Origin of the sequence: Pantoea sp. (genome assembly GCF_032114055.1) — a bacterium.
Taxonomy (GTDB): domain Bacteria; phylum Pseudomonadota; class Gammaproteobacteria; order Enterobacterales; family Enterobacteriaceae; genus Pantoea.
Map to the genome: position 1 here is coordinate 235,479 of NZ_DAMCTB010000004.1, position 20,416 is coordinate 255,894.

19 protein-coding genes and 1 riboswitch are annotated in these 20,416 nt (G+C 55.6%); of the genes, 9 read left to right on the top strand and 10 right to left on the bottom strand.

From position 1 onward, the window contains the following. Window positions 1-119: 119 nt before the first annotated feature. From galS to mglC, 4 genes are all read left to right on the top strand, one after another. Window positions 120-1,160: an HTH-type transcriptional regulator GalS gene (gene galS, locus RT657_RS09310; RefSeq protein WP_313653990.1), complete on the top strand. Its 1,041-nt coding sequence runs from the start codon at window positions 120-122 to the stop codon at window positions 1,158-1,160. Window positions 1,161-1,468: 308 nt separating this feature from the next. Continuing rightward, the gene (gene mglB / locus RT657_RS09315; protein ID WP_313653992.1) at window positions 1,469-2,464 is read left to right on the top strand and encodes a galactose/glucose ABC transporter substrate-binding protein MglB; all 996 of its coding nucleotides are present in this window, start codon (window positions 1,469-1,471) and stop codon (window positions 2,462-2,464) included. Between the two features lie 68 nt (window positions 2,465-2,532). Further along, window positions 2,533-4,053, top strand: coding sequence for a galactose/methyl galactoside ABC transporter ATP-binding protein MglA (gene mglA, locus RT657_RS09320; RefSeq protein WP_313653993.1), 1,521 nt, complete (start codon window positions 2,533-2,535; stop codon window positions 4,051-4,053). Window positions 4,054-4,072: 19 nt separating this feature from the next. Then, a complete protein-coding gene (gene mglC, locus RT657_RS09325; protein ID WP_313653994.1) occupies window positions 4,073-5,083 on the top strand; it encodes a galactose/methyl galactoside ABC transporter permease MglC in 1,011 nt (336 codons plus the stop codon). Between the two features lie 270 nt (window positions 5,084-5,353). On the opposite strand, the gene RT657_RS09330 is transcribed toward mglC, so the two are convergent. From RT657_RS09330 to metG, 7 genes are all read right to left on the bottom strand, one after another. Beyond that, the gene (locus RT657_RS09330) at window positions 5,354-5,689 is read right to left on the bottom strand and encodes a hypothetical protein (RefSeq protein WP_313653996.1); all 336 of its coding nucleotides are present in this window, start codon (window positions 5,687-5,689) and stop codon (window positions 5,354-5,356) included. Window positions 5,690-5,743: 54 nt separating this feature from the next. Beyond that, window positions 5,744-6,463: an outer membrane permeability protein SanA gene (gene sanA, locus RT657_RS09335; RefSeq protein ID WP_313653997.1), complete on the bottom strand. Its 720-nt coding sequence runs from the start codon at window positions 6,461-6,463 to the stop codon at window positions 5,744-5,746. Between the two features lie 136 nt (window positions 6,464-6,599). Further along, complete coding sequence (locus RT657_RS09340; protein WP_313653998.1) at window positions 6,600-8,297, bottom strand: NAD-dependent malic enzyme; 1,698 nt, start codon at window positions 8,295-8,297, stop codon at window positions 6,600-6,602. Window positions 8,298-8,565: 268 nt separating this feature from the next. After that, entirely contained in the window at window positions 8,566-9,456 is an 891-nt protein-coding gene (gene cdd, locus RT657_RS09345; protein ID WP_313653999.1) for a cytidine deaminase, read from the bottom strand. 120 nt (window positions 9,457-9,576) lie between these two features. Then, on the bottom strand, window positions 9,577-10,269 hold the full coding sequence (locus RT657_RS09350; protein ID WP_313654166.1) for a CidB/LrgB family autolysis modulator: 693 nt from the start codon (window positions 10,267-10,269) through the stop codon (window positions 9,577-9,579). Further along, window positions 10,262-10,654, bottom strand: coding sequence for a CidA/LrgA family protein (locus tag RT657_RS09355; RefSeq protein WP_313654001.1), 393 nt, complete (start codon window positions 10,652-10,654; stop codon window positions 10,262-10,264). The genes RT657_RS09350 and RT657_RS09355 overlap by 8 nt, the downstream gene beginning before the upstream one ends. 196 nt (window positions 10,655-10,850) lie before the next feature. Further along, entirely contained in the window at window positions 10,851-12,884 is a 2,034-nt protein-coding gene (metG, locus tag RT657_RS09360; protein WP_313654004.1) for a methionine--tRNA ligase, read from the bottom strand. A gap of 177 nt (window positions 12,885-13,061) precedes the next feature. On the opposite strand from metG, the gene apbC reads away from it, so the two are divergent. Continuing rightward, window positions 13,062-14,174 (top strand): iron-sulfur cluster carrier protein ApbC, encoded by a 1,113-nt coding sequence (apbC, locus tag RT657_RS09365; RefSeq protein ID WP_313654007.1) that lies wholly within the window; start codon window positions 13,062-13,064, stop codon window positions 14,172-14,174. Here the strand turns inward: apbC and RT657_RS09370 are convergent. After that, entirely contained in the window at window positions 14,171-14,626 is a 456-nt protein-coding gene (locus tag RT657_RS09370; RefSeq protein WP_313654009.1) for a GNAT family N-acetyltransferase, read from the bottom strand. The genes apbC and RT657_RS09370 overlap by 4 nt on opposite strands. 236 nt (window positions 14,627-14,862) lie before the next feature. On the opposite strand from RT657_RS09370, the gene ahpC reads away from it, so the two are divergent. After that, window positions 14,863-15,426, top strand: a complete 564-nt coding sequence (gene ahpC, locus RT657_RS09375; protein WP_313654011.1) for an alkyl hydroperoxide reductase subunit C — start codon at window positions 14,863-14,865, stop codon at window positions 15,424-15,426. A 71-nt stretch (window positions 15,427-15,497) separates the two neighbouring features. Continuing rightward, window positions 15,498-17,066, top strand: coding sequence for an alkyl hydroperoxide reductase subunit F (gene ahpF / locus RT657_RS09380; RefSeq protein ID WP_313654013.1), 1,569 nt, complete (start codon window positions 15,498-15,500; stop codon window positions 17,064-17,066). 61 nt (window positions 17,067-17,127) lie between these two features. Here ahpF and RT657_RS09385 read toward each other — a convergent pair whose 3' ends face one another. After that, the gene (locus RT657_RS09385; protein ID WP_313654015.1) at window positions 17,128-18,087 is read right to left on the bottom strand and encodes an AEC family transporter; all 960 of its coding nucleotides are present in this window, start codon (window positions 18,085-18,087) and stop codon (window positions 17,128-17,130) included. Between the two features lie 96 nt (window positions 18,088-18,183). Next, the gene (locus RT657_RS09390; protein ID WP_313654018.1) at window positions 18,184-18,381 is read right to left on the bottom strand and encodes a hypothetical protein; all 198 of its coding nucleotides are present in this window, start codon (window positions 18,379-18,381) and stop codon (window positions 18,184-18,186) included. 292 nt (window positions 18,382-18,673) lie between these two features. Further along, window positions 18,674-18,770, top strand: a riboswitch (TPP riboswitch). A 34-nt stretch (window positions 18,771-18,804) separates the two neighbouring features. Here RT657_RS09390 and thiM point away from each other — a divergent pair. Both thiM and thiD read left to right on the top strand, forming a co-directional pair. Next, window positions 18,805-19,602, top strand: coding sequence for a hydroxyethylthiazole kinase (gene thiM / locus RT657_RS09395; RefSeq protein ID WP_313654168.1), 798 nt, complete (start codon window positions 18,805-18,807; stop codon window positions 19,600-19,602). Further along, window positions 19,589-20,389 (top strand): bifunctional hydroxymethylpyrimidine kinase/phosphomethylpyrimidine kinase, encoded by an 801-nt coding sequence (gene thiD, locus RT657_RS09400; RefSeq protein ID WP_313654019.1) that lies wholly within the window; start codon window positions 19,589-19,591, stop codon window positions 20,387-20,389. Before thiM ends, thiD begins: the two co-directional genes overlap by 14 nt. Window positions 20,390-20,416 lie beyond the last annotated feature (27 nt).

Here is a 20,416-nt window from a genome sequence, read left to right on the forward strand (position 1 = left end):
GTATGTAACCGTTTTCATTGATGTGACGTAATTCACGCTGCACGTTGTATCCCCCTGACAAAATAGCGCCGGTGTACAACCCGGCGTGATGCCCTATTTTTCCTTTCTGGAACTGCTGCATGATAACAATCCGTGATGTTGCCCGTCAGGCTGGCGTATCCGTAGCGACCGTGTCGCGCGTCCTCAACCAGAGCAGCGCCGTCACCTCTGACACCCGCGACGCCGTGTTACAGGCAGTCGAAGCGCTGGGCTATCGCCCCAATGCCAACGCCCAGGCGCTGGCGACGCAGGTCAGCGATACCATTGGGGTGGTGGTGATGGATGTTTCCGACCCCTTCTTCGGGGCGCTGGTGAAAGCGGTCGACACTGTGGCGCAGCGCGTTCACAAGCATGTATTGATCAGCAACTCCTGGCATCAGGAAGAGAAAGAGCGTCATGCGATTGAGGTACTGATCCGGCAGCGCTGCAGCGCCCTGGTGGTACATGCCAAGACCCTGCCGGATGCGGAGCTGGCGGAGTTTATGCAGCATGTACCGGGCATGGTCGTCATTAATCGCATCGTGCCCGGCTTTGAGCATCGCAGCGTCAGCCTGGATAACGTTACCGGGGCGCTGATGGCATCACGCACCCTGTTACAGCAGGGACATAGCCGCATCGGTTATCTCTGCTCCAGTCATCCCATTGAGGATGTGGCGCAGCGTCGCGACGGCTGGATGCAGGCAATGGCAGAGCAGGGCATCCGGCCTCAGGAGAGCTGGATTGCCAGCGCGGAACCCGATATGCAGGGGGGCGAAGCCGCGATGGTAGAACTGCTCGGACGAAATCTGAATCTCAGTGCAGTATTTGCCTATAACGACGGTATGGCGGCGGGCGCACTCACTGCGCTGAAAGATAACGGCATCCAGGTGCCACAGCATTTTTCTGTCATTGGTTTTGATGACATTCCCATCTCACGTTACACCGATCCACAACTCACTACTGTCCGCTATCCCATTATTTCTATGGCAAAAATTGCCACTGAGCTGGCATTGCAGGGCGCGGCCGGGCTGCTTGATGACACGGCAACCCACATCTTTATGCCGACGCTGGTGCGGCGTCATTCGGTGGCGCAGCGGCAAAGTGTGGAGTCCGTCACTAATTCAGGCGATTCAGGCATGTAACCGTTTTCAATCTGTGATTACATTCACAGTTAATTAACATTGCCCTCACTATGATGGCAGCGTCTTACCGGACTGAAACATTATGTAACGCCAGTGTAACGGCATCAGTTGTGGTCTCAGTAGCCGGTTATCGGGTTTACACCCGTCTCATGGAAGCGTTCTGGCACAGGGAAGTCAGGTTTGAGATGGCGTTTCACGGCTTAGCCCCTTATTACATCAGCCAACGCGTCAATCTGTTTTACCGATTGTACTGCCGCCTGATTGTGCGGCAGCGCTAAAAGACCCTGCATAATAAAACCGGAGATACCATGAATAAGAAGGTTTTCACGCTTACCGCCCTGGTTGCCAGCATGATGTTTGGCGCAACCGCTCACGCAGCTGATACCCGCATCGGCGTGACCATTTACAAATATGATGACAACTTCATGTCAATGGTGCGCAAAGATATCGAGAAAGAAGCAAAAGCCATCGGTGGCGTGCAGTTGCTGATGAATGACTCGCAGAACGACCAGTCCAAACAGAACGATCAGATTGACGTCCTGATGGCAAAAGGCGTGAAAGCGCTGGCGATTAACCTGGTTGACCCGGCAGCGGCGGCGGTAGTGGTGGATAAAGCACGTGCCAACGACGTGCCGGTTGTCTTCTTCAACAAAGAGCCGAATGCCAAAGTGCTGGCCGGTTACGACAAAGCCTATTACGTAGGTACTGACTCTAAAGAGTCCGGCATCATTCAGGGCAAGCTGATTGAGAAACACTGGAAAGCGACGCCGGCCTGGGATCTGAACAAAGATGGCACCATCCAGTTCGTGTTGCTGAAAGGCGAACCAGGCCATCCGGATGCGGAAGCCCGTACCAAATATGTGATCGATACCCTGAACAAAGATGGCCTGAAAACGCAGCAGTTAGCGATGGACACGGCGATGTGGGATACCGCACAGGCTAAAGATAAGATGGATGCGTGGCTATCTGGCCCGAACGCGAAGAAAATTGAAGTGGTGATTGCGAACAACGACGCCATGGCGATGGGAGCGGTTGAAGCGCTGAAAGCGCATAACATGACCTCTATTCCGGTCTTCGGCGTCGATGCCCTGCCAGAAGCAATGGCGCTGGTGAAATCCGGTGCGCTGGCCGGTACCGTGCTGAACGATGCAGAAAACCAGGCGAAAGCGACGCTGGATATTGCTAATAACCTGGCGAACGGCAAAGCAGCAACCGACGGAACCAACTTTAAAATGGTTGATAAAATTGTCCGCGTTCCTTACGTACCGGTTGATAAAGAAAACCTCGCTCAGTTCCAGAAATAAGATCGATTACGGGCGCGACCGCTGTCGCGCCTTTTTTATGTCACCACCGTTTTTTAGCCAGGTAAATTATGGCCAGTGATAACACGACCGCGCAGCGAGAATATCTGCTGGAAATGACGAATGTCTCTAAATCATTTCCCGGTGTTAAAGCGTTAGATAATGTGAATTTAAAAGTGCGGCCTCACTCTGTTCATGCATTAATGGGCGAGAACGGTGCCGGGAAATCCACCTTATTAAAATGCCTGTTTGGTATTTATAAAAAAGATACCGGCAGTATCCTGTTTCAGGGTAATGAGATCGATTATAAGAGTTCTAAAGAGGCGCTGGAAAATGGCGTGTCGATGGTGCATCAGGAATTAAACCTGGTTCTGCAACGTACGGTCATGGATAACATGTGGCTGGGACGTTATCCGCGCAAAGGATTCTTTGTCGATCAGGACAAAATGTACCAGGACACCAAAGCAATTTTTGACGAGCTGGATATTGATATCGATCCGCGCGACAAAGTAGCCAATCTTTCTGTCTCGCAGATGCAGATGATTGAAATTGCCAAAGCGTTCTCTTATGACGCGAAAATTGTGATTATGGATGAGCCGACCTCCTCGTTAACCGAGAAAGAGGTTAATCATCTGTTCACGATTATCCGTAAGCTGAAAGATCGCGGCTGCGGCATTGTTTATATTTCGCACAAAATGGAAGAAATTTTCCAGCTGTGTGATGAGATCACGATTCTGCGTGATGGTCAGTGGATCACGACTCAGCCGCTGGAAGGGCTGGATATGGATAAGATCATCGCGATGATGGTCGGCCGTTCACTGAACCAGCGTTTCCCCGATCGTACCAACGTGCCGGGCGAAACGATTCTTGAGGTGCGCAATCTGACCTCTCTGCGTCAGCCTTCCATTCGCGACATCTCGTTTGACTTACGTAAAGGGGAGATCCTCGGCATTGCCGGGCTGGTGGGCGCCAAACGTACCGATATCGTCGAAACGCTGTTTGGCATTCGCGAAAAATCGGGCGGCACCATAAAACTGCATGGCAAACCGATTAATAACCACAGCGCCAATGAAGCCATTAACCACGGCTTTGCGCTGGTGACGGAAGAGCGTCGTTCAACCGGTATTTATGCTTACCTCGATATTGGATTTAACTCGCTTATTTCCAATATTAAAAAATATAAAAACAGTATGGGGCTGCTGGATAATAAACGCATGAAGAGCGATACCCAGTGGGTGATCGATTCAATGCGGGTAAAAACGCCCGGCCACCATACCCAGATTGGTTCGCTTTCGGGCGGTAACCAGCAAAAAGTGATTATTGGACGCTGGTTATTGACCCAGCCTGAAATCCTGATGCTTGATGAACCTACGCGCGGTATTGACGTAGGGGCAAAATTCGAAATTTACCAGCTGATTGCTGAGCTGGCGAAAAGAGAGAAGGGCATCATTATTATCTCATCCGAAATGCCGGAACTGTTGGGCATTACCGACCGTATTCTGGTAATGAGCAACGGTCTGGTAGCAGGCATCGTTGATACCAAAACAACCACGCAGAACGAAATATTGCGTTTAGCGTCATTACACCTTTAATGAAGCAAGGGCTGTTAACATGAAAGCGACTACAAAAAAGAATGCGCTAACCTGGTTAAAAGAGGGCGGCATTTATGTCGTTCTGCTGGTATTGCTGGCTATTATTATTTTCCAGGATCCGACATTTTTAAGTTTAATGAACCTGAGTAACATCCTCACCCAATCTTCGGTGCGCATTATTATTGCACTGGGCGTAGCGGGCCTGATTGTCACCCAGGGTACTGACCTGTCAGCCGGCCGTCAGGTGGGCCTGGCGGCGGTGGTGGCCGCAACGCTGCTGCAGTCGATGGACAATGCCAACAAAGTTTTCCCGACGCTGGACACGCTGCCGATCCCGCTGGTTATCCTGACCGTGTGCATCATTGGCGGGGTGATTGGTCTGGTCAACGGGGTGATCATTGCGTACCTGAAGGTCACGCCATTCATCACTACCCTGGGCACCATGATCATCGTTTACGGTATCAACTCCCTCTATTACGATTTTGTTGGCGCATCACCGATTGCCGGTTTTGATGCCGGGTTCTCTAAATTCACTCAGGGCTTCCTGCGTTTCGGTGATTTTAAACTGTCGTTCATTACCTTTTACGCCGTAATCGCGATTGTCTTCGTCTGGGTGCTGTGGAACAAAACCCGCTTCGGCAAAAACATTTTTGCTATCGGCGGTAACCCGGAAGCGGCGAAAGTGTCTGGTGTGAACGTGCCGCTGAACCTGATCATGATCTATGCGCTGTCAGGTGTCTTCTATGCCTTTGGCGGGATGCTGGAAGCGGGTCGTATCGGTTCGGCCACCAACAACCTCGGCTTTATGTATGAGCTGGATGCGATTGCTGCCTGCGTGGTCGGTGGCGTCTCCTTCGCCGGGGGTGTGGGTAGCGTGGCGGGTGTGGTTACCGGTGTGCTGATCTTCACCGTGATCAACTACGGTCTGACCTATATCGGCGTTAACCCTTACTGGCAGTACATTATCAAAGGCGGCATTATCATTTTCGCCGTGGCGCTGGATTCACTGAAGTATTCGCGCAAGAAGTAGGGCTGATTCAGCAACAGGAAAGCGACCTTCGGGTCGCTTTTTTTATGGGTCAGACAGGGAGAAAGCTGTCAGGCGTAGCAGGCGCAGGGAACCGGGGCAGATCGGAAGATGTAAATCCCGTTCATGAGATGGCTGTCAGCCGGAGCAGGCGCAGGGAACAGGGTCCGATCGGAAAGACGCAAAACCTGTCATCCATGACATGCCTGGCCCGCGTGATTACGCATCTCATCCCTGAGATGCGCCCGTTGCCGGGCCAACGCGTTGCGTTGTTCAAAAACGCTCCCGGCGTTTTTGTCCCTGACGCGGGACGCTTTCCTCTTCTGACCCTGTTCCCTGCGCGCTGAGCTTACTCATTGCGGTGAGAATTACCGGGCCGTTCGCGTTGAGCTTACTCATCGCGGTGAGAATTACCGGGCCGTTCGCGCTGAGCTTACGCATCGCGGTGAGAAGTACCGGGCCGTTCGCGCTGAGATTACGCATCGCGGTGAGAATTACCGGGCCGTTCGCGCTGAGATTACGCATCGCGGTGAGAATTACCGGGCTCTGCGCGCTGAGCTTACGCATCGCGGTGAGAATTACCGGGCCGTTCGCGCTGAGCTTACGCATCGCGGTGAGTATTACCGGGCCCCGCGCATCAGTGCCGCAACGGCTTTTCAGGCGCTATTTCTTCAGCTTCTGCTCTAATTCCAGCAGTTGCTCCGGCGTCACAGCCGGGTAACTCTGCGTATCCTCGGGCACATCACGGATGGCAGGAATCGGCACCAGCGGGCCCAGGAAGCGGGGTTCGCGTTTCAGCAGGAAAAGATCCGCCAGCGCACCCAGCCGGGCCCCCACCTCGCGGAAACGTACGCTAAGCATATTTTTAGGCGATGGCACGGCATAGCATTGCGCCTGAATGCCGAGCTGCAGGGCGATAAATAGAGCCCGCTCACAATGAAAGCGCTGCGTGATAATAATGAAGTCGTTGGTATCGAATACTTTGCGGGTGCGGACTATCGAATCCAGTGTACGAAAACCGGCATAGTCGAGCACGATATCGGCCGGATCGACACCGGCTTTGATGAGATCACGACGCATGGTCATCGGTTCGTTGTAGCTCTGCTGAGCATTATCACCGCTCAGCAGCAGATAGTTTACCCTGCCGCTGTTATAGGCATTCAGGGCACCCTGAATACGGTAGAGGTAATACTGATTGATGACGCCGGTCCGGTAATATTTCGCCGTTCCCAGCACCACACCAACCTGACGATGGGGTAAAGAGGCGACATCCTCGTAAATAAAAGGCGCCGTTTTCCAGCTGATCCAGCGATCAAGGCCGAGCGCAGTCGCTATCATCAATAAAATGATGAAAAGCAGACCAATGAGAACGCGTTTCAGCATGCGCCTGGAGACTCGATATCAGAATGTTGAGATGGGACAAGGCTACTTGAGCTGCTGCATTGAAGCAAGTCGGAGGCGGCTGGCTGTGCTCTTTTTGAACACTGCCGGATCGAAACCCGATCCGGCAGTCAAAGGATTAAATCGAGGTACGACGATAATGACGGTACTGCGGCAGCCAGAAGTTATTGGCAATCGCCTGCGACAACACATCTTCAGAGGTCACTACGGCAACGCCAGCCAGCTGCGCGGCTTTGCCCACTTCCATGGCGATAATCTTCGAGACGCCCTGAATATCTTTGATTTCAGGCAGAACCGGACCTTCACCTTCGTTGACCAGCGGAGAGCAGTCGGCGAGCGCACGGCTGGCGGTCATCAGCATCGAATCGGTCACGCGGCTGGCACCCGATGCAATCACGCCCAGACCAATACCCGGGAAGATATAGGAGTTGTTGCACTGCGCAATCGGATAAGTTTTACCATTCCAGCTTACCGGTGAGAACGGACTGCCGGTAGCCACCAGTGCGGCACCGTCTGTCCACGCGATGATATCAGCAGGCGTCGCTTCCACACGTGAGGTCGGGTTCGACAGCGGCATCACGATAGGGCGGCTGCAGTGCTTGTGCATCTCGCGGATGATCTCTTCGGTGAACAGGCCCGGCTGGCCGGAAACGCCAATCAGGATATCCGGTCTGGCATTGCGCACTACATCCAGCAGGGAGATAGCGTCGTTAGTGACATCCCAGCCCTGCAGGTTTTCGCTCTTCTGCACCAGTTTGCTCTGGAAATCGAGCAGGTTTGGCAGTTTGTCCGTGAGCAGACCAAAGCGGTCCACCATCAGAACACGGCTGCGCGCTTCATCATCACTCAGACCTTCTGACTTCATCTGCGCGATGATCTGTTCCGCGATGCCACAACCGGCGGAACCGGCACCCAGGAACACCACTTTCTGCTCACACAGGCGGCTTCCGGCGGCGCGACTCGCGGCGATCAGTGTGCCTACAGTCACGGCAGCAGTACCCTGAATGTCATCGTTAAAGCAGCAGACTTCATCGCGATAGCGATCCAGCAGCGGCATTGCGTTTTTCTGGGCGAAATCTTCAAACTGCAGCAGCACTTTTGGCCAGCGGCGTTTAACGGCCTGGATAAACTCGTTCACAAACGCATCATACTCTTCGCCGGTGATGCGTGGATGACGCCATCCCATGTAGAGCGGATCGTTCAGCAGCTGCTGATTATTGGTACCCACATCCAGCACCACCGGCAGGGTATAAGCCGGGCTGATGCCACCACAGGCGGTGTAGAGAGAAAGTTTACCAATCGGGATGCCCATACCGCCGATACCCTGATCGCCGAGGCCCAGGATACGCTCGCCATCGGTGACGACAATCACCTTCACGTTCTGTTTGGTGGCGTTCTGCAGCATGTCTTCAATGCGATCGCGGTTAGGATAAGAGATGAAGACCCCGCGCGCACGACGGTAAATTTCAGAGAAGTGTTCGCAGGCAGCACCCACGGTCGGGGTGTAGATAATCGGCATCATCTCTTCGAGATGATTATCCAGCAGGCGGTAGAACAGCGTTTCGTTGGTGTCCTGGATGTTTCGCAGGTAAACATGCTTATCGTTATTGTTTTTGAAGTCCTGGAACTGACGCCAGGCGCGCTTCGCCTGCTCTTCGATCGACTCTACCGCTTCTGGCAGCAGACCGTTGAGGTTGAATTCGTTACGTTCTTCGAGGGTAAAGGCGCTGCCTTTGTTCAGAAGGGGAAATTCCAGCAAAATCGGGCCAGCATAAGGGATATACAGCGGGCGTTTACTTTCGTATTCGAGTTCCATGCAGTGATGCTCCGGTTGCAGTGTTGTCTGGCGTCACGCCGGACAGGTAGCGCCAGTTTTTTTACCCCTCATAGCTCAGACTGCAGATCTGGCAACGGCAGCGCGATGCTGCCGAAAAATTCACGACCGTGCTGCCATCCCGCAACCTGAATTATTCAGAGTAATTTGTAATGACGTGAATTCTGGCGCCAGATCCTATGAAATTTCCCACAGAAATACAGCGTTTTTTCATAAAAGCTCACAAAAGTGTGGCCGCCCTGACAGCGGGTTATGCTTTGTTCAGCGTCACCTGTAGCAGCTCACGGCAACCAAATGTCTGAAGCGTCGCCTGTGTGGCGGCGAACTGGCTTAACGTGGCATTTTCTGCTTCCGCCAGGACCGCTTTTTTTATCTGATGCACATCGCCACCCTGCATATTCAGCAGCACCAGCGCCGCCTGAAGCGGCGGGAAGCTCGGATTAAACGCCGCGTTTTCGGCATAGCGGCCGGCGACAATCGTGCCGGTTTCAGTCAGCAGCGCCACGCCCGCGTGTGACTGACTGTAGGGCGCGTGGCTGGCATTGGCTGCCGCCACTGCCGCCTGCACCAGCGCGTCGCCGGCGGCCACATAGCCATGATCCACCTCATCCATCAGGAAGGTGGTGATAGCAAGATCGCGCGGGCCAAACGCATCCGGCAGATAATCAGCCAGTGTACTGACCGCGCGTTGCGGCAGGCTGATGCGAATACCGGTGCCGCTGTTCAGCTCGTTCATAAACTGACGGCAGTGGCCACACGGCGTGTAGTTCACGGTGATCGTCTCTATCTGACGCTCGCCCCGTAGCCAGGCATGCGTAATGGCGCTCTGCTCGGCGTGCACCGTCTGTTGCATAGGCGTGCCGACAAATTCCATATTGGCCCCAAAGTACCAGTTGCCACTCACGCCACGGGCGATAGCGCCGACGTTAAAATGGGAAACGGTAGCAACCGCACAGGCCGCTGCCAGCGGCAGCAGCGCCAGCGCCAGCGCGTCGGCTTCCATCCGGGTCTGTTGCAGCAGCAGGTTAACCTGGTCGGCACTGAGTACCGCCTGAAAATCGGGATCGTTCAGCAGGGGAGCGAGAGCGGTCTGTAGCGTTGACGGCAATGCTTCAAACGCAGAGAGGAAACGGGATTGCATGTGAGCCTCATTAAAGTCAGCAGGGCAATGTGCCAGTCAACGGTTTATATGTGATCTACATCGCTCTGACAATGTAACCTGTGTTGCATGTTTCAACTTTGCGAGATCTCTCGCAAAGTTTTAGCTTAACCCGTGCAGCAGCAGCGGAAAAATAAAGGGTGCCAGCAGTGAGGTGATAATGCCGCAGATCACCAGCGCCAGTGAGCTGAATGCTCCTTCCTGAAAGTCGAGTTCAGCGGCCCGCGCAGTGCCAAGCGCATGCGAGGCGTTACCAATTGCCAGTCCACGCGCCGCTTTCGATTTCACGCCCAGCAGATTCAGCACCGTATGGCCGAAAACGGCACCCAGCACCCCGGCAATCAGCACACAGATTGCACTGATGGCAGGAATGCCATGCAGCGATCCGGAAACGGCCATGGCAATAGGTGTCGTCACCGATTTAGGAACAATCGTGGCGGCAATTTCCGGAGTTGCTCCGAGCCACAGCGCAATGGCCGTACCGGAAGTCATGGCGCTCAGGCTGCCGATAAAGCAGACGCCAATGATCGATTTCCAGCGGGCACGAATCTGGTGCATCTGCTCATACAGGGGCAGCGCCAGCGCAACCACCGCAGGCTGAAGGAGCTGATTGAGGATCTGACTGCCCGCGAAATAGCGTGAGTAGGGCAGATGCAGCAGCAGCAGAATCGGAATGATGATCGCCATGGCGACCAGCAACGGGTTAAGCAGCGAAATTTTCAGCCGCATCGCCAGCCTGCGCGCCAGGAAAAAGGCAACCAGCGTCAGCGGCAGTGACCACCACATTTCACTCATCATCAGGTTCTCCTGCCGGACGACGGCTGTGCAGATGCTGGGCGCTCACACCGACAATGGAGAGCACCAGAAACGTGCTGACGACACAGGAGATGACGATTGGCCCGAACTGGGCGGTCAGAACATCGGTATAACTCATCACCCCGACGCTGATTGGCACAAACAGCAGCGCCATATAGCGAATCAGCAGATGGCAGCCCGGCTTAACCCAGCTTACCGGCAGGATCTGTGAGGCCAGCAGCGCGAACAGGATCAGCATGCCCAGAATACTGCCGGGCAGTTTAATGGGCAGCAGGGCGGCGAGGCCGATTCCGGCGTACAGGCAGAGATAGATAATGATAAAGGCGCGAAGATAACGGCCGCAGACAGAGAGTAGGGTGCGCATGGCAGGCTCCTGTTTTTACTGCGTATCATCATACGCATTAACCGCTTAGCGTGCTAGCGATCACATTTACAGGGCGGAGAGGCAGAAGGACGAGGCGTGTTCAGCGGAAGAGAATGACCCTTTGCGCCTGCGGGCAGACGCAAAGGGGAGAGCATTGCACGTCACTGCGGTTTACACGGTGACGGCGTGCACGGCTTTATTTGACCGGCATACCCGGAACGGCACCGCTGTCGACGGAAAGGACAAACAGATCCTTGCCGCCCGGTCCGGCGGAGAGCACCATGCCTTCAGAGATACCAAAGCGCATTTTACGCGGCGCGAGGTTAGCGACAATGATCGTCATCTTACCGACCAGCACAGCGGGATCGGGATAGGCCGCGCGAATGCCGGAGAAAATCTGGCGCTTTTCACCGCCCAGGTCGAGCTGCAGACGCAGCAGCTTGTCCGAGCCTTCAACCAGTTCCGCCTGCTCAATCAGGGCGACGCGCATATCCACTTTGGCAAAGTCATCGATGGTGATGGTGTCACCAATCGGTGCATCGGCCAGCGGCCCGGTGACGGCTGGCGCATTGGCAGCGGCGGCATCCTCTTTCGAGGCTTCAATCAGTCCGTCCACCTTCGCCATTTCGATGCGGCTGTAGAGGGCTTTAAACGGCGCCACCTGATGATCCAGCAGTGGCTGTGCAATAGCATCCCAGCTCAGTTCCGTGTTCAGGAAGCCCTCTGCGCGGGTGCTCAGTGAAGGCAGTACCGGCTTCAGCCAGGTCATCAGAATGCGGAACAGGTTGATCCCCATTGAGCAGATCGCCTGCAGATCGGCATCACGGCCTTCCTGCTTCGCCACCACCCAGGGAGCCTGCTCATCAACATAACGGTTTGCCAGGTCGGCCAGCGTCATGATCTCGCGGATCGCGCGGCTGTACTCACGGCTGGCCCAGGCGTCGCCAATCTTCTCTGAGGCTTCAACGAAGGTCTGGTAGAGCGCCGGATCGGCCAGTTCCGCTGCCAGTTTGCCGTCGAAGCGTTTGGTGATGAAACCCGCGTTACGTGACGCCAGGTTAACGACTTTATTGACGATGTCGGCATTCACGCGCTGCACGAAATCTTCCAGGTTAAGGTCGATGTCGTCAATACGGGAAGAGAGCTTCGCCGCGTAGTAGTAACGCAGGCTGTCGGCATCCAGATGCTGCAGCCAGGTGCTGGCTTTAATGAAGGTGCCGCGCGACTTCGACATTTTGGCGCCGTTGACGGTGACATAGCCGTGTACAAACAGGTTGTTCGGCTTGCGGAAGTTGCTGCCTTCCAGCATCGCTGGCCAGAACAGGCTGTGGAAGTAGACGATATCTTTGCCGATGAAGTGATAAAGCTCGGTGGTGGAGTCTTTACGCCAGAATTCATCGAAGTCGATATCGCCGCGCTTGTTACACAGGTTCCTGAACGAGCCCATGTAACCGATAGGCGCATCCAGCCAGACGTAGAAATATTTGCCTGGTGCGTCCGGGATTTCAAAACCGAAGTAAGGCGCATCGCGGGAGATATCCCACTGCTGCAGGCCGGATTCAAACCACTCCTGCATCTTGTTCGCCACCTGATCCTGCAGCGCACCGGAACGGGTCCAGGCCTGCAGCATTGCGCTGAACGACGGCAGGTCAAAGAAGAAGTGCTCGGAATCGCGCATCTCCGGCGTCGCGCCAGAAACCACCGATTTCGGCTCAATCAGTTCGGTCGGGCTGTAGGTCGCGCCACATACTTCGCAGTTATCGCCATACTGATCGGCTGCTTTACATTTCGGGCAGGTGCCTTTCACAAAACGGTCCGGCAGGAACATCCCTTTTTCCGGATCGTAAAGCTGGGAAATGGTGCGGTTCTTGATAAAACCGTTCTCTTTCAGACGCCCGTAGATCAGTCCGGCCAGTTCGCGGTTCTCGTCGCTGTGGGTCGAGTGATAGTTGTCGTAGCTGATCTCAAAGCCGGCAAAGTCCGCTTCATGTTCGCTTTTCATTTCGGCGATCATCTGCTCTGGCGCGATCCCCATCTGCTGAGCTTTCAGCATGATAGGTGTGCCGTGCGCATCATCGGCGCAGATGAAAAAGACCTGATTGCCACGCATTCGCTGATAACGCACCCAAATATCTGCCTGGATATGCTCGAGCATGTGGCCGAGATGGATTGATCCGTTCGCGTAAGGCAGTGCGCACGTTACCAGAATTTTTTTAGCGACTTGAGTCATAGTTTGCGTAGCTTTCTGTTGATTGAAAAAACGGGCTTAGATGGTAACTGAAGGCTTCTCCTGCGTAAACACAAGGGATTCGCCCCTGCCAGTCGCCGCGAACCGGCGGGCATCTGATATCATTGAGATTACATCGCTGAGACACAGCGTAAGCACAGCAGAAATAAGGAGCAGGGGATGACAGCACAATCCCGGGAAACGCATACGCCAGAAGGGCTGCGCGCCATCGTCGCGGGCGTATTAAGAAGTTTTGAGCATCCGACCCTTAAACAGAATCTCACCGCCCTGAAGGCGCTGCATCATGTGGCGCAGCTCGACGGAACGCTGCACATTGAACTGCTGATGCCGTTTGCCTGGGCCAGCGGCTTTGACGCGCTGAAAGAGCAGGTCAGCGCCGAGCTGCTGCGTCAGACCGGCGCGCGCGCTATCGACTGGCGGCTCAGTCACGAGATTGCCACCCTGAAGCGGGTAAAAAATCAGCCTGGCGTGAACGGCGTCAAAAACATCATTGCGGTCAGCTCTGGCAAAGGCGGCGTCGGCAAATCCAGTACCGCCGTAAACATGGCGCTGGCGCTGGCTGCAGAAGGCGCTCGGGTCGGTATTCTTGACGCCGATATCTACGGTCCGTCAGTGCCGGACATGCTCGGCACTCAGGACCAGCGGCCGACCTCGCCGGATGGCACCCACATGGCCCCGATAATGGCGCATGGGCTGGCGACCAACTCGATCGGCTATCTGGTCACCGATGACAACGCGATGGTGTGGCGCGGGCCAATGGCCAGCAAAGCCCTGATGCAGTTGCTGAACGAAACGCTGTGGCCAGAACTGGATTATCTGGTGCTGGATATGCCACCCGGCACGGGCGACATCCAGCTGACGCTGGCGCAGAATGTGCCGGTCACCGGCGCGCTGGTGGTGACGACGCCACAGGACATTGCGCTGATCGATGCCCGCAAAGGGCTGGTGATGTTTGAGAAGGTCAACGTGCCGGTGCTCGGTGTGGTGGAAAACATGAGTATGCATATCTGCAGCCAGTGCGGCTTCCACGAGCCGATTTTCGGCACCGGCGGCGCTGAAAAACTGGTCAGGGATTACCAGACGCAGCTTCTGGCGCAGCTGCCACTGCATATAGATTTGCGTGAAGATCTTGATGAGGGAGAGCCGACGGTCATTCGCCGGCCGGAGAGCGAGTTCACCACGCTCTATCGCCAGCTGGCCGGACGGGTCGCTGCCCAGCTCTACTGGCAGGGCGAGGTCATCCCTGGCGACATCGCGTTCCGCGCGATCTAAGCCTGGCCCGACCCGCTGGCATAGTGTGACGCCAGCGGGTAGTGCATCAATACATAGCCGCCATGCTCGCCTTCACCCTGCGAAATTTTCTTCCAGCCATGCTTCAGGTAAAACGCCTGCGCCGCGGTGTTTTTCAGCAGACACTTCAGCGCCCCGGTTGAGGTAAAATGCGCCTCGGCTGCTCTGAGCAGGGCGCTGCCGATGCCGCGACCTTGCCATTCAGGATCCACATAGAGGCTGTGCAGGAAGTTATCGTTCTCCAGCAGGCCGGCAAAGCCAGCACGCCGTCCATCCGCGTCGGCGACCAGCACGGTTTCTCCCAGAATCACCTCATCAAAATCTTCCAGTTGCCAGTCACTGCCGTCCAGCCAGTGCCAGTTATGCCTGCGTGCCGCCAGGAAGAGGGTACGCAAAAAGGGGCGATCGGCTTCAGTAAACGGGCGAATCTCCACAAGTCAGCTCCTTTATCGTCAGGTCTTACAAAATTAGCAGCGATTTGCGGAAATGGCTGTGGATGATAAAGCGGGTTTAATGTCAGGAAAATCGCTGTACACTGCCTGCCGGGCCAGAAAGCATGAGGCTTTCAGCGTTTGATAGCTTTCGTTAATCAGATTGATAACGTCTGCATATTAGATGTTGGCCCGGAAATTATGTAACCTGCATCACATATTTTAACGGAGGCCACCAGATGTCTATTATCAATACCAAAATTAAGCCGTTCAAAAACGCAGCATTCAAAAACGGCGAATTCATCGACGTAACCGAGAAAGACGTTGAAGGTAAATGGAGTGTGTTCTTCTTCTATCCAGCTGACTTCACCTTCGTCTGCCCGACCGAACTGGGCGACGTGGCTGACCACTACGAAGAGTTCCAGAAACTGGGTGTAGATATCTACTCTGTTTCTACCGACACCCACTTTACCCACAAAGCCTGGCACGGTTCTTCTGACACCATCGCAAAAATCAAATATGCGATGATCGGTGACCCGACTGGCGCGCTGACCCGTAACTTCGAAATCATGCGTGAAGACGAAGGCCTGGCTGACCGTGGTACATTCATCGTTGACCCGCAGGGCGTTATCCAGGCTATCGAAATTACCGCTGAAGGCATTGGCCGTGACGCTTCTGACCTGCTGCGCAAAGTGAAAGCAGCGCAGTACGTGGCTTCACACCCAGGCGAAGTCTGCCCGGCAAAATGGAAAGAAGGTGATGCTACCCTGGCACCATCTCTGGACCTGGTGGGTAAAATCTAATTCCGCTTCGGCCTTTCGACCATTCTCCAATCGGGTGCTGCGGCACCCGATTTTTTGACCAGGATATCACTATGCTCGACACTAATCTGAAGACGCAGCTCAGGGCCTACCTTGAGAAATTAACCAAGCCTGTTGAGTTGATTGCCACCCTGGATGAGGGCGCTAAATCAACCGAGATCCGTGAACTGTTGGTTGATATCGCTGAGCTGTCTGAGAAAGTCAGTTTCCGCGAAGAGAACGATCGTCAGGTGCGCAAGCCCTCATTCCTGATCACTAACCCAGGTTCGAACAGCGGCCCGCGTTTTGCCGGTTCGCCACTGGGTCACGAATTTACCTCACTGGTGCTGGCCCTGTTGCAGACCGGTGGACATCCTTCGAAGGAAGCACAGAGCCTGCTGGATCAGATCGCGGCGCTGGATAGCGACTTCCATTTTGAAACGTACTATTCGCTCTCCTGTCATAACTGCCCTGACGTTGTGCAGGCGCTGAACCTGATGGCGGTCATTAACCCGCGCATCAGCCACACTGCTATCGACGGCGGCCTGTTCCAGAACGAGATTCAGGAACGGAACGTCATGGGTGTGCCAGCGATTTTCCTGAACGGCAAAGCGTTTGGCCAGGGCCGCATGAGCCTGGCGGAGATTGTCAGCAAGGTTGATACCAACGCAGACAAGCGTGCGGCTGAAGAGCTGAACAAGCGTGACGCCTATGACGTGCTGATTGTTGGCAGCGGCCCGGCGGGTGCAGCAGCAGCGGTCTACTCTGCGCGTAAAGGGATCCGTACCGGCCTGCTCGGCGAGCGCTTTGGCGGCCAGGTGCTGGACACGGTCGATATCGAAAACTATATCTCCGTCCCGAAAACAGAAGGGGCAAAACTGGCAGGGTCACTGCGCGCTCACGTTGATGATTACAACGTAGATGTGATTGAGAGCCAGAGTGCGATCAAGCTGATTCCGGCCGTGAAAGAGGGCGGTTTGCACGCCATCGAAACGGCTTCAGGTGCGGTGCTGAAATCCCGCAGCATCATTCTGGCGACCGGTGCGCGCTGGCGTAACATGGGCGTGCCGGGTGAAGAAGAGTATCGCACCAAAGGCGTGACCTACTGCCCGCACTGCGATGGTCCACTGTTTAAAGGCAAGCGCACGGCAGTCATTGGTGGCGGTAACTCCGGTGTGGAAGCCGCTATTGATCTGGCAGGCATTGTTGAACATGTGACGCTGCTGGAGTTTGCAGGTGAAATGCGTGCCGACAAGGTGCTGCAGGATAAGCTGCGCAGCCTGAAAAACGTCGACGTGATCCTGAATGCGCAGACCACCGAAGTGAAAGGCGACGGCAGCAAAGTGACCGGCCTGCATTACCTCGATCGTACCACGCAGACCACCCATGAGCTGGCGCTCTCCGGTATCTTCGTCCAGATCGGTCTGCTGCCGAATACCCCATGGCTGGAAGGCGCGGTTGAACGTAACAGGATGGGTGAGATCATCATCGATGCCAAATGCGAAACCAGTCTGAAAGGCGTGTTTGCTGCAGGTGACTGCACCACCGTGCCGTACAAACAGATTATTATCGCCAGCGGTGAAGGCGCCAAAGCTTCTCTCAGTGCGTTTGACTATCTGATCCGGACGAAGTCGGCGGAATAACGCCGTACAAGTCAGATAAAAGCCCTGCAGCATCCATGCTGCGGGGCTTTTTTTTAGCCTGTTAATAGCCCGCCAGTGTCATCAGCATCATCCAGACTGGCGTCGTCACCGCCGCAAACAGCGTAGAAAAGAGCATGCTTGCCGCCGCCGGGCCGGTAATGACATTAAATTTCTGCGACATCAGATAAACATTGACCCCGACCGCCATCGATCCCAGCAGCACCACCACTTTGCTCTCCAGCGGGGGTAAGCCGGTCAGCCAGGCCAGTGCCCATACCGTCATCGGTTGCAGTATCAGTTTCAGCAGGCAGATCGTGTAACTCGCCTTTAAGCCGTCCCGCACCCGATAGTGCGCCAGACTCATACCCAGCGTCACCAGCGACAGAGGCGCGGCCAGCGAGGCCAGCATCCTGAGCGGTTCAGCGGCCAGCAGGGGCAGGGGGCGCTGCAGAAAACTCCACGCGGTACCGCTGAGAATGCCGATAATCAGTGGATTCTTCAGCACGCCAGTCAGTGTGCGGTAAAGACCTTGCGGCGAAAAGCTGCCCTGTTTTGCCCACTCGACGGACACGGTAAGTAAGCTCCAGAGAATCAGGCTGTTAAAAACCAGCACCAGCGCCACGGGCGGCAGTGCATCGGGCCCCAGCAGAACCGTCGCCACCGGGATACCCAGCATGACGTTGTTGGAAAAAATACCGCCCAGTGCAAATACCGACGCCGCCACGCCATCCAGATGGAACAGTCGTGTCGCCAGCACACGTCCCACGATGAATACCAGCAGGCAACCGCCAAAAAAAGCCAGCAGCAGACGGGCATCCACAGGCGGGCTTTGCGAAAAGGTACTCATTACCCGAAACAGCATGCAGGGCAGCGCGACATTAAAGACAAAACGGTTCATACCCTCGCTGATACTGACGGGCCAGTCGCGCAGGCGTGTCAGACAATATCCCAGCAGGATCAGAATAAAGAGGGGCGCTGACAGATAAATCTGGTGGATCAGGTGTTCAGACAGGTGTGACATAGACGCGATCAATTCAGGCGATGAATAATGAACAGGCTAACAAATTGTTAAGCGAATGTTAATCTAAGTGGGCCCGACGTTATCGCAGTCGGAAAACTAGCCTAACCAGCGACGGGCCTGCTGGTCACTGATATCACGATAGTAAACGCGGTAAATGATCTCGCCGCAGCCCGGACAGTGGGCAGAAAGAGACGTAGAGAGATAGGATCGGCCGTTTGGCGCTACGGCCCCCTGGCGTCTGATAATAATATTCTGCCACTGGTGGCGGTGAGGAATAAGCGCTAAAAATCGCATCATACATCCTGAATAGTATGAAGTCCGGCTTCAGACGTTTTCTGACGCCACGAGATGAAGGGTTTTTCACGATCAGGCGTTGAGCAGATTAGTGAGGTTGAGGTAATCCGAATCGCTGCAGAAATCGTCTTCATCAGCATGGCCGGAGTACCTATAAAGAGGTACGCCAGCACCCCGCGCATTTAGCCTTTTTTTGTCCCGCCGGGCGTTGACCGGGATCATTGAAGCTGATTCGGTTCCCGATAATTTTCAGGCTTGCTTTAACAGGATGGCTTGCCTATGCTGCAAGCCGTAACACGACTCGGGGTGCCCTTCTTTGTGAAGGCTGAGAAATACCCGTATTACCTGATCTGGATAATGCCAGCGTAGGGAAGTCTGATGCCTGACCGCATTCGCCTTCTTGTCCGCCGGTTGGGAGCTATGATGTCACAGCAATCTCAACACCTTTCCCCCGCGCACTTTGCGCCTTTTCTGCACACGTTTCGCCGTCAATCACCGCTGGTCCACTGTATGACCAATGAGGTGGTACAGAATTTCACCGCCAACGTGCTGCTGGCGCTGAACGCCTCTCCGGCGATGATTATTGATGCTGGCGAAGCCGCAGCGTTCAGCCGTTATGCCGATGCGCTGCTTATTAATGTCGGCACACTGACCCGTGAGCGTCAGCAGGCGATGCAGGCCGCCGTCACCGCCGCCAGAGACACGGGCACCCCCTGGACGCTGGACCCGGTCGCTGTCGGTGCTCTGACGCTGCGCAGTGACTTCTGCCAGCAGTTATTGAGTCAGCAACCAGCTGCGATCCGTGGCAATGCATCGGAAATTCTGACGCTGGCCGGACAGGCGACTGGCGGACGCGGCGTGGATACACAGCATCAGGCGGATGCGGCGCTCGATGCCGCGCAGCAGCTTGCCACCACCTGGCGCACACTGGTCGTCATCAGCGGGGAAGTGGACTATGTCACCGACGGCGTACGGACCGTTGCCGTGCGCGGCGGCTCGCCGCTGATGACGCGGGTGGCAGGAACCGGCTGTGCGCTCTCTGCGGTCGTGGCAGGGTTCAGCAGCCTGCCCGGCGACCGGCTGTTAAACGTTGCTGCAGCCTGTCAGGTCATGTCGTCAGCCGGCGAGCAGGCGGCGTCTCAGGCCGCCGGGCCGGGCAGTTTTGCCACGGCGTTTATCGATGCACTCTGGACGCTGGAGGCGCAGCATGAAACGCATTAATGCGCTGACGATTGCCGGCACCGATCCCAGTGGCGGCGCGGGCATTCAGGCCGATCTTAAGACATTCTCCGCGCTGGGTGCCTATGGCACCAGTGTCATCACCGCGCTGGTGGCGCAGAACACCTGCGGCGTTCAGTCGGTCTGCCGCGTTGATCCGGACTTTGTGACCGCTCAGCTCGATTCGGTACTGAGCGATGTCCGCATCGACAGCGCGAAAATGGGCATGCTGTCGGAAACGGCTATCGTGGAGCAGGTGGCCGCCCGCCTGAAGCAGGCGACAATCCCCTTTGTCGTGCTGGACACGGTGATGGTAGCGAAAAGCGGGGATGCGCTGCTTTCACCGGACGCCGTGGCCAGTGTCCGGGAGCTGTTACTGCCGCAGGTTTCGCTGATCACGCCTAATCTGCCGGAGGCCGCCGCCTTACTGGATTGTGCTCTCGCCACCAATGAGGCGGAGATGCGTGAGCAGGGACGGGCGCTGCTGGCATTGGGCTGTCAGGCCGTGTTGATGAAGGGCGGTCACCTGACGGCGGGCGAGAGTCCGGACTGGCTGATCGCGCCCGATGCAGAGCAGCGATTCAGCACGCCGCGCGTTAACACCCGCCATACGCACGGCACAGGCTGTACGCTGTCAGCGGCGTTAACGGCCCTGCGTCCACGCCATGCTGACTGGGCAGAGACCCTCGCAGAGGCGAAAAGCTGGCTGCAGCAGGCGCTGCTGCAGGCAGATTCACTGGAGGTCGGGAAGGGCATCGGGCCGGTTCACCATTTTCATCAATGGTGGTAGTGATGCAGGCACTCATCGTCCTGGCGG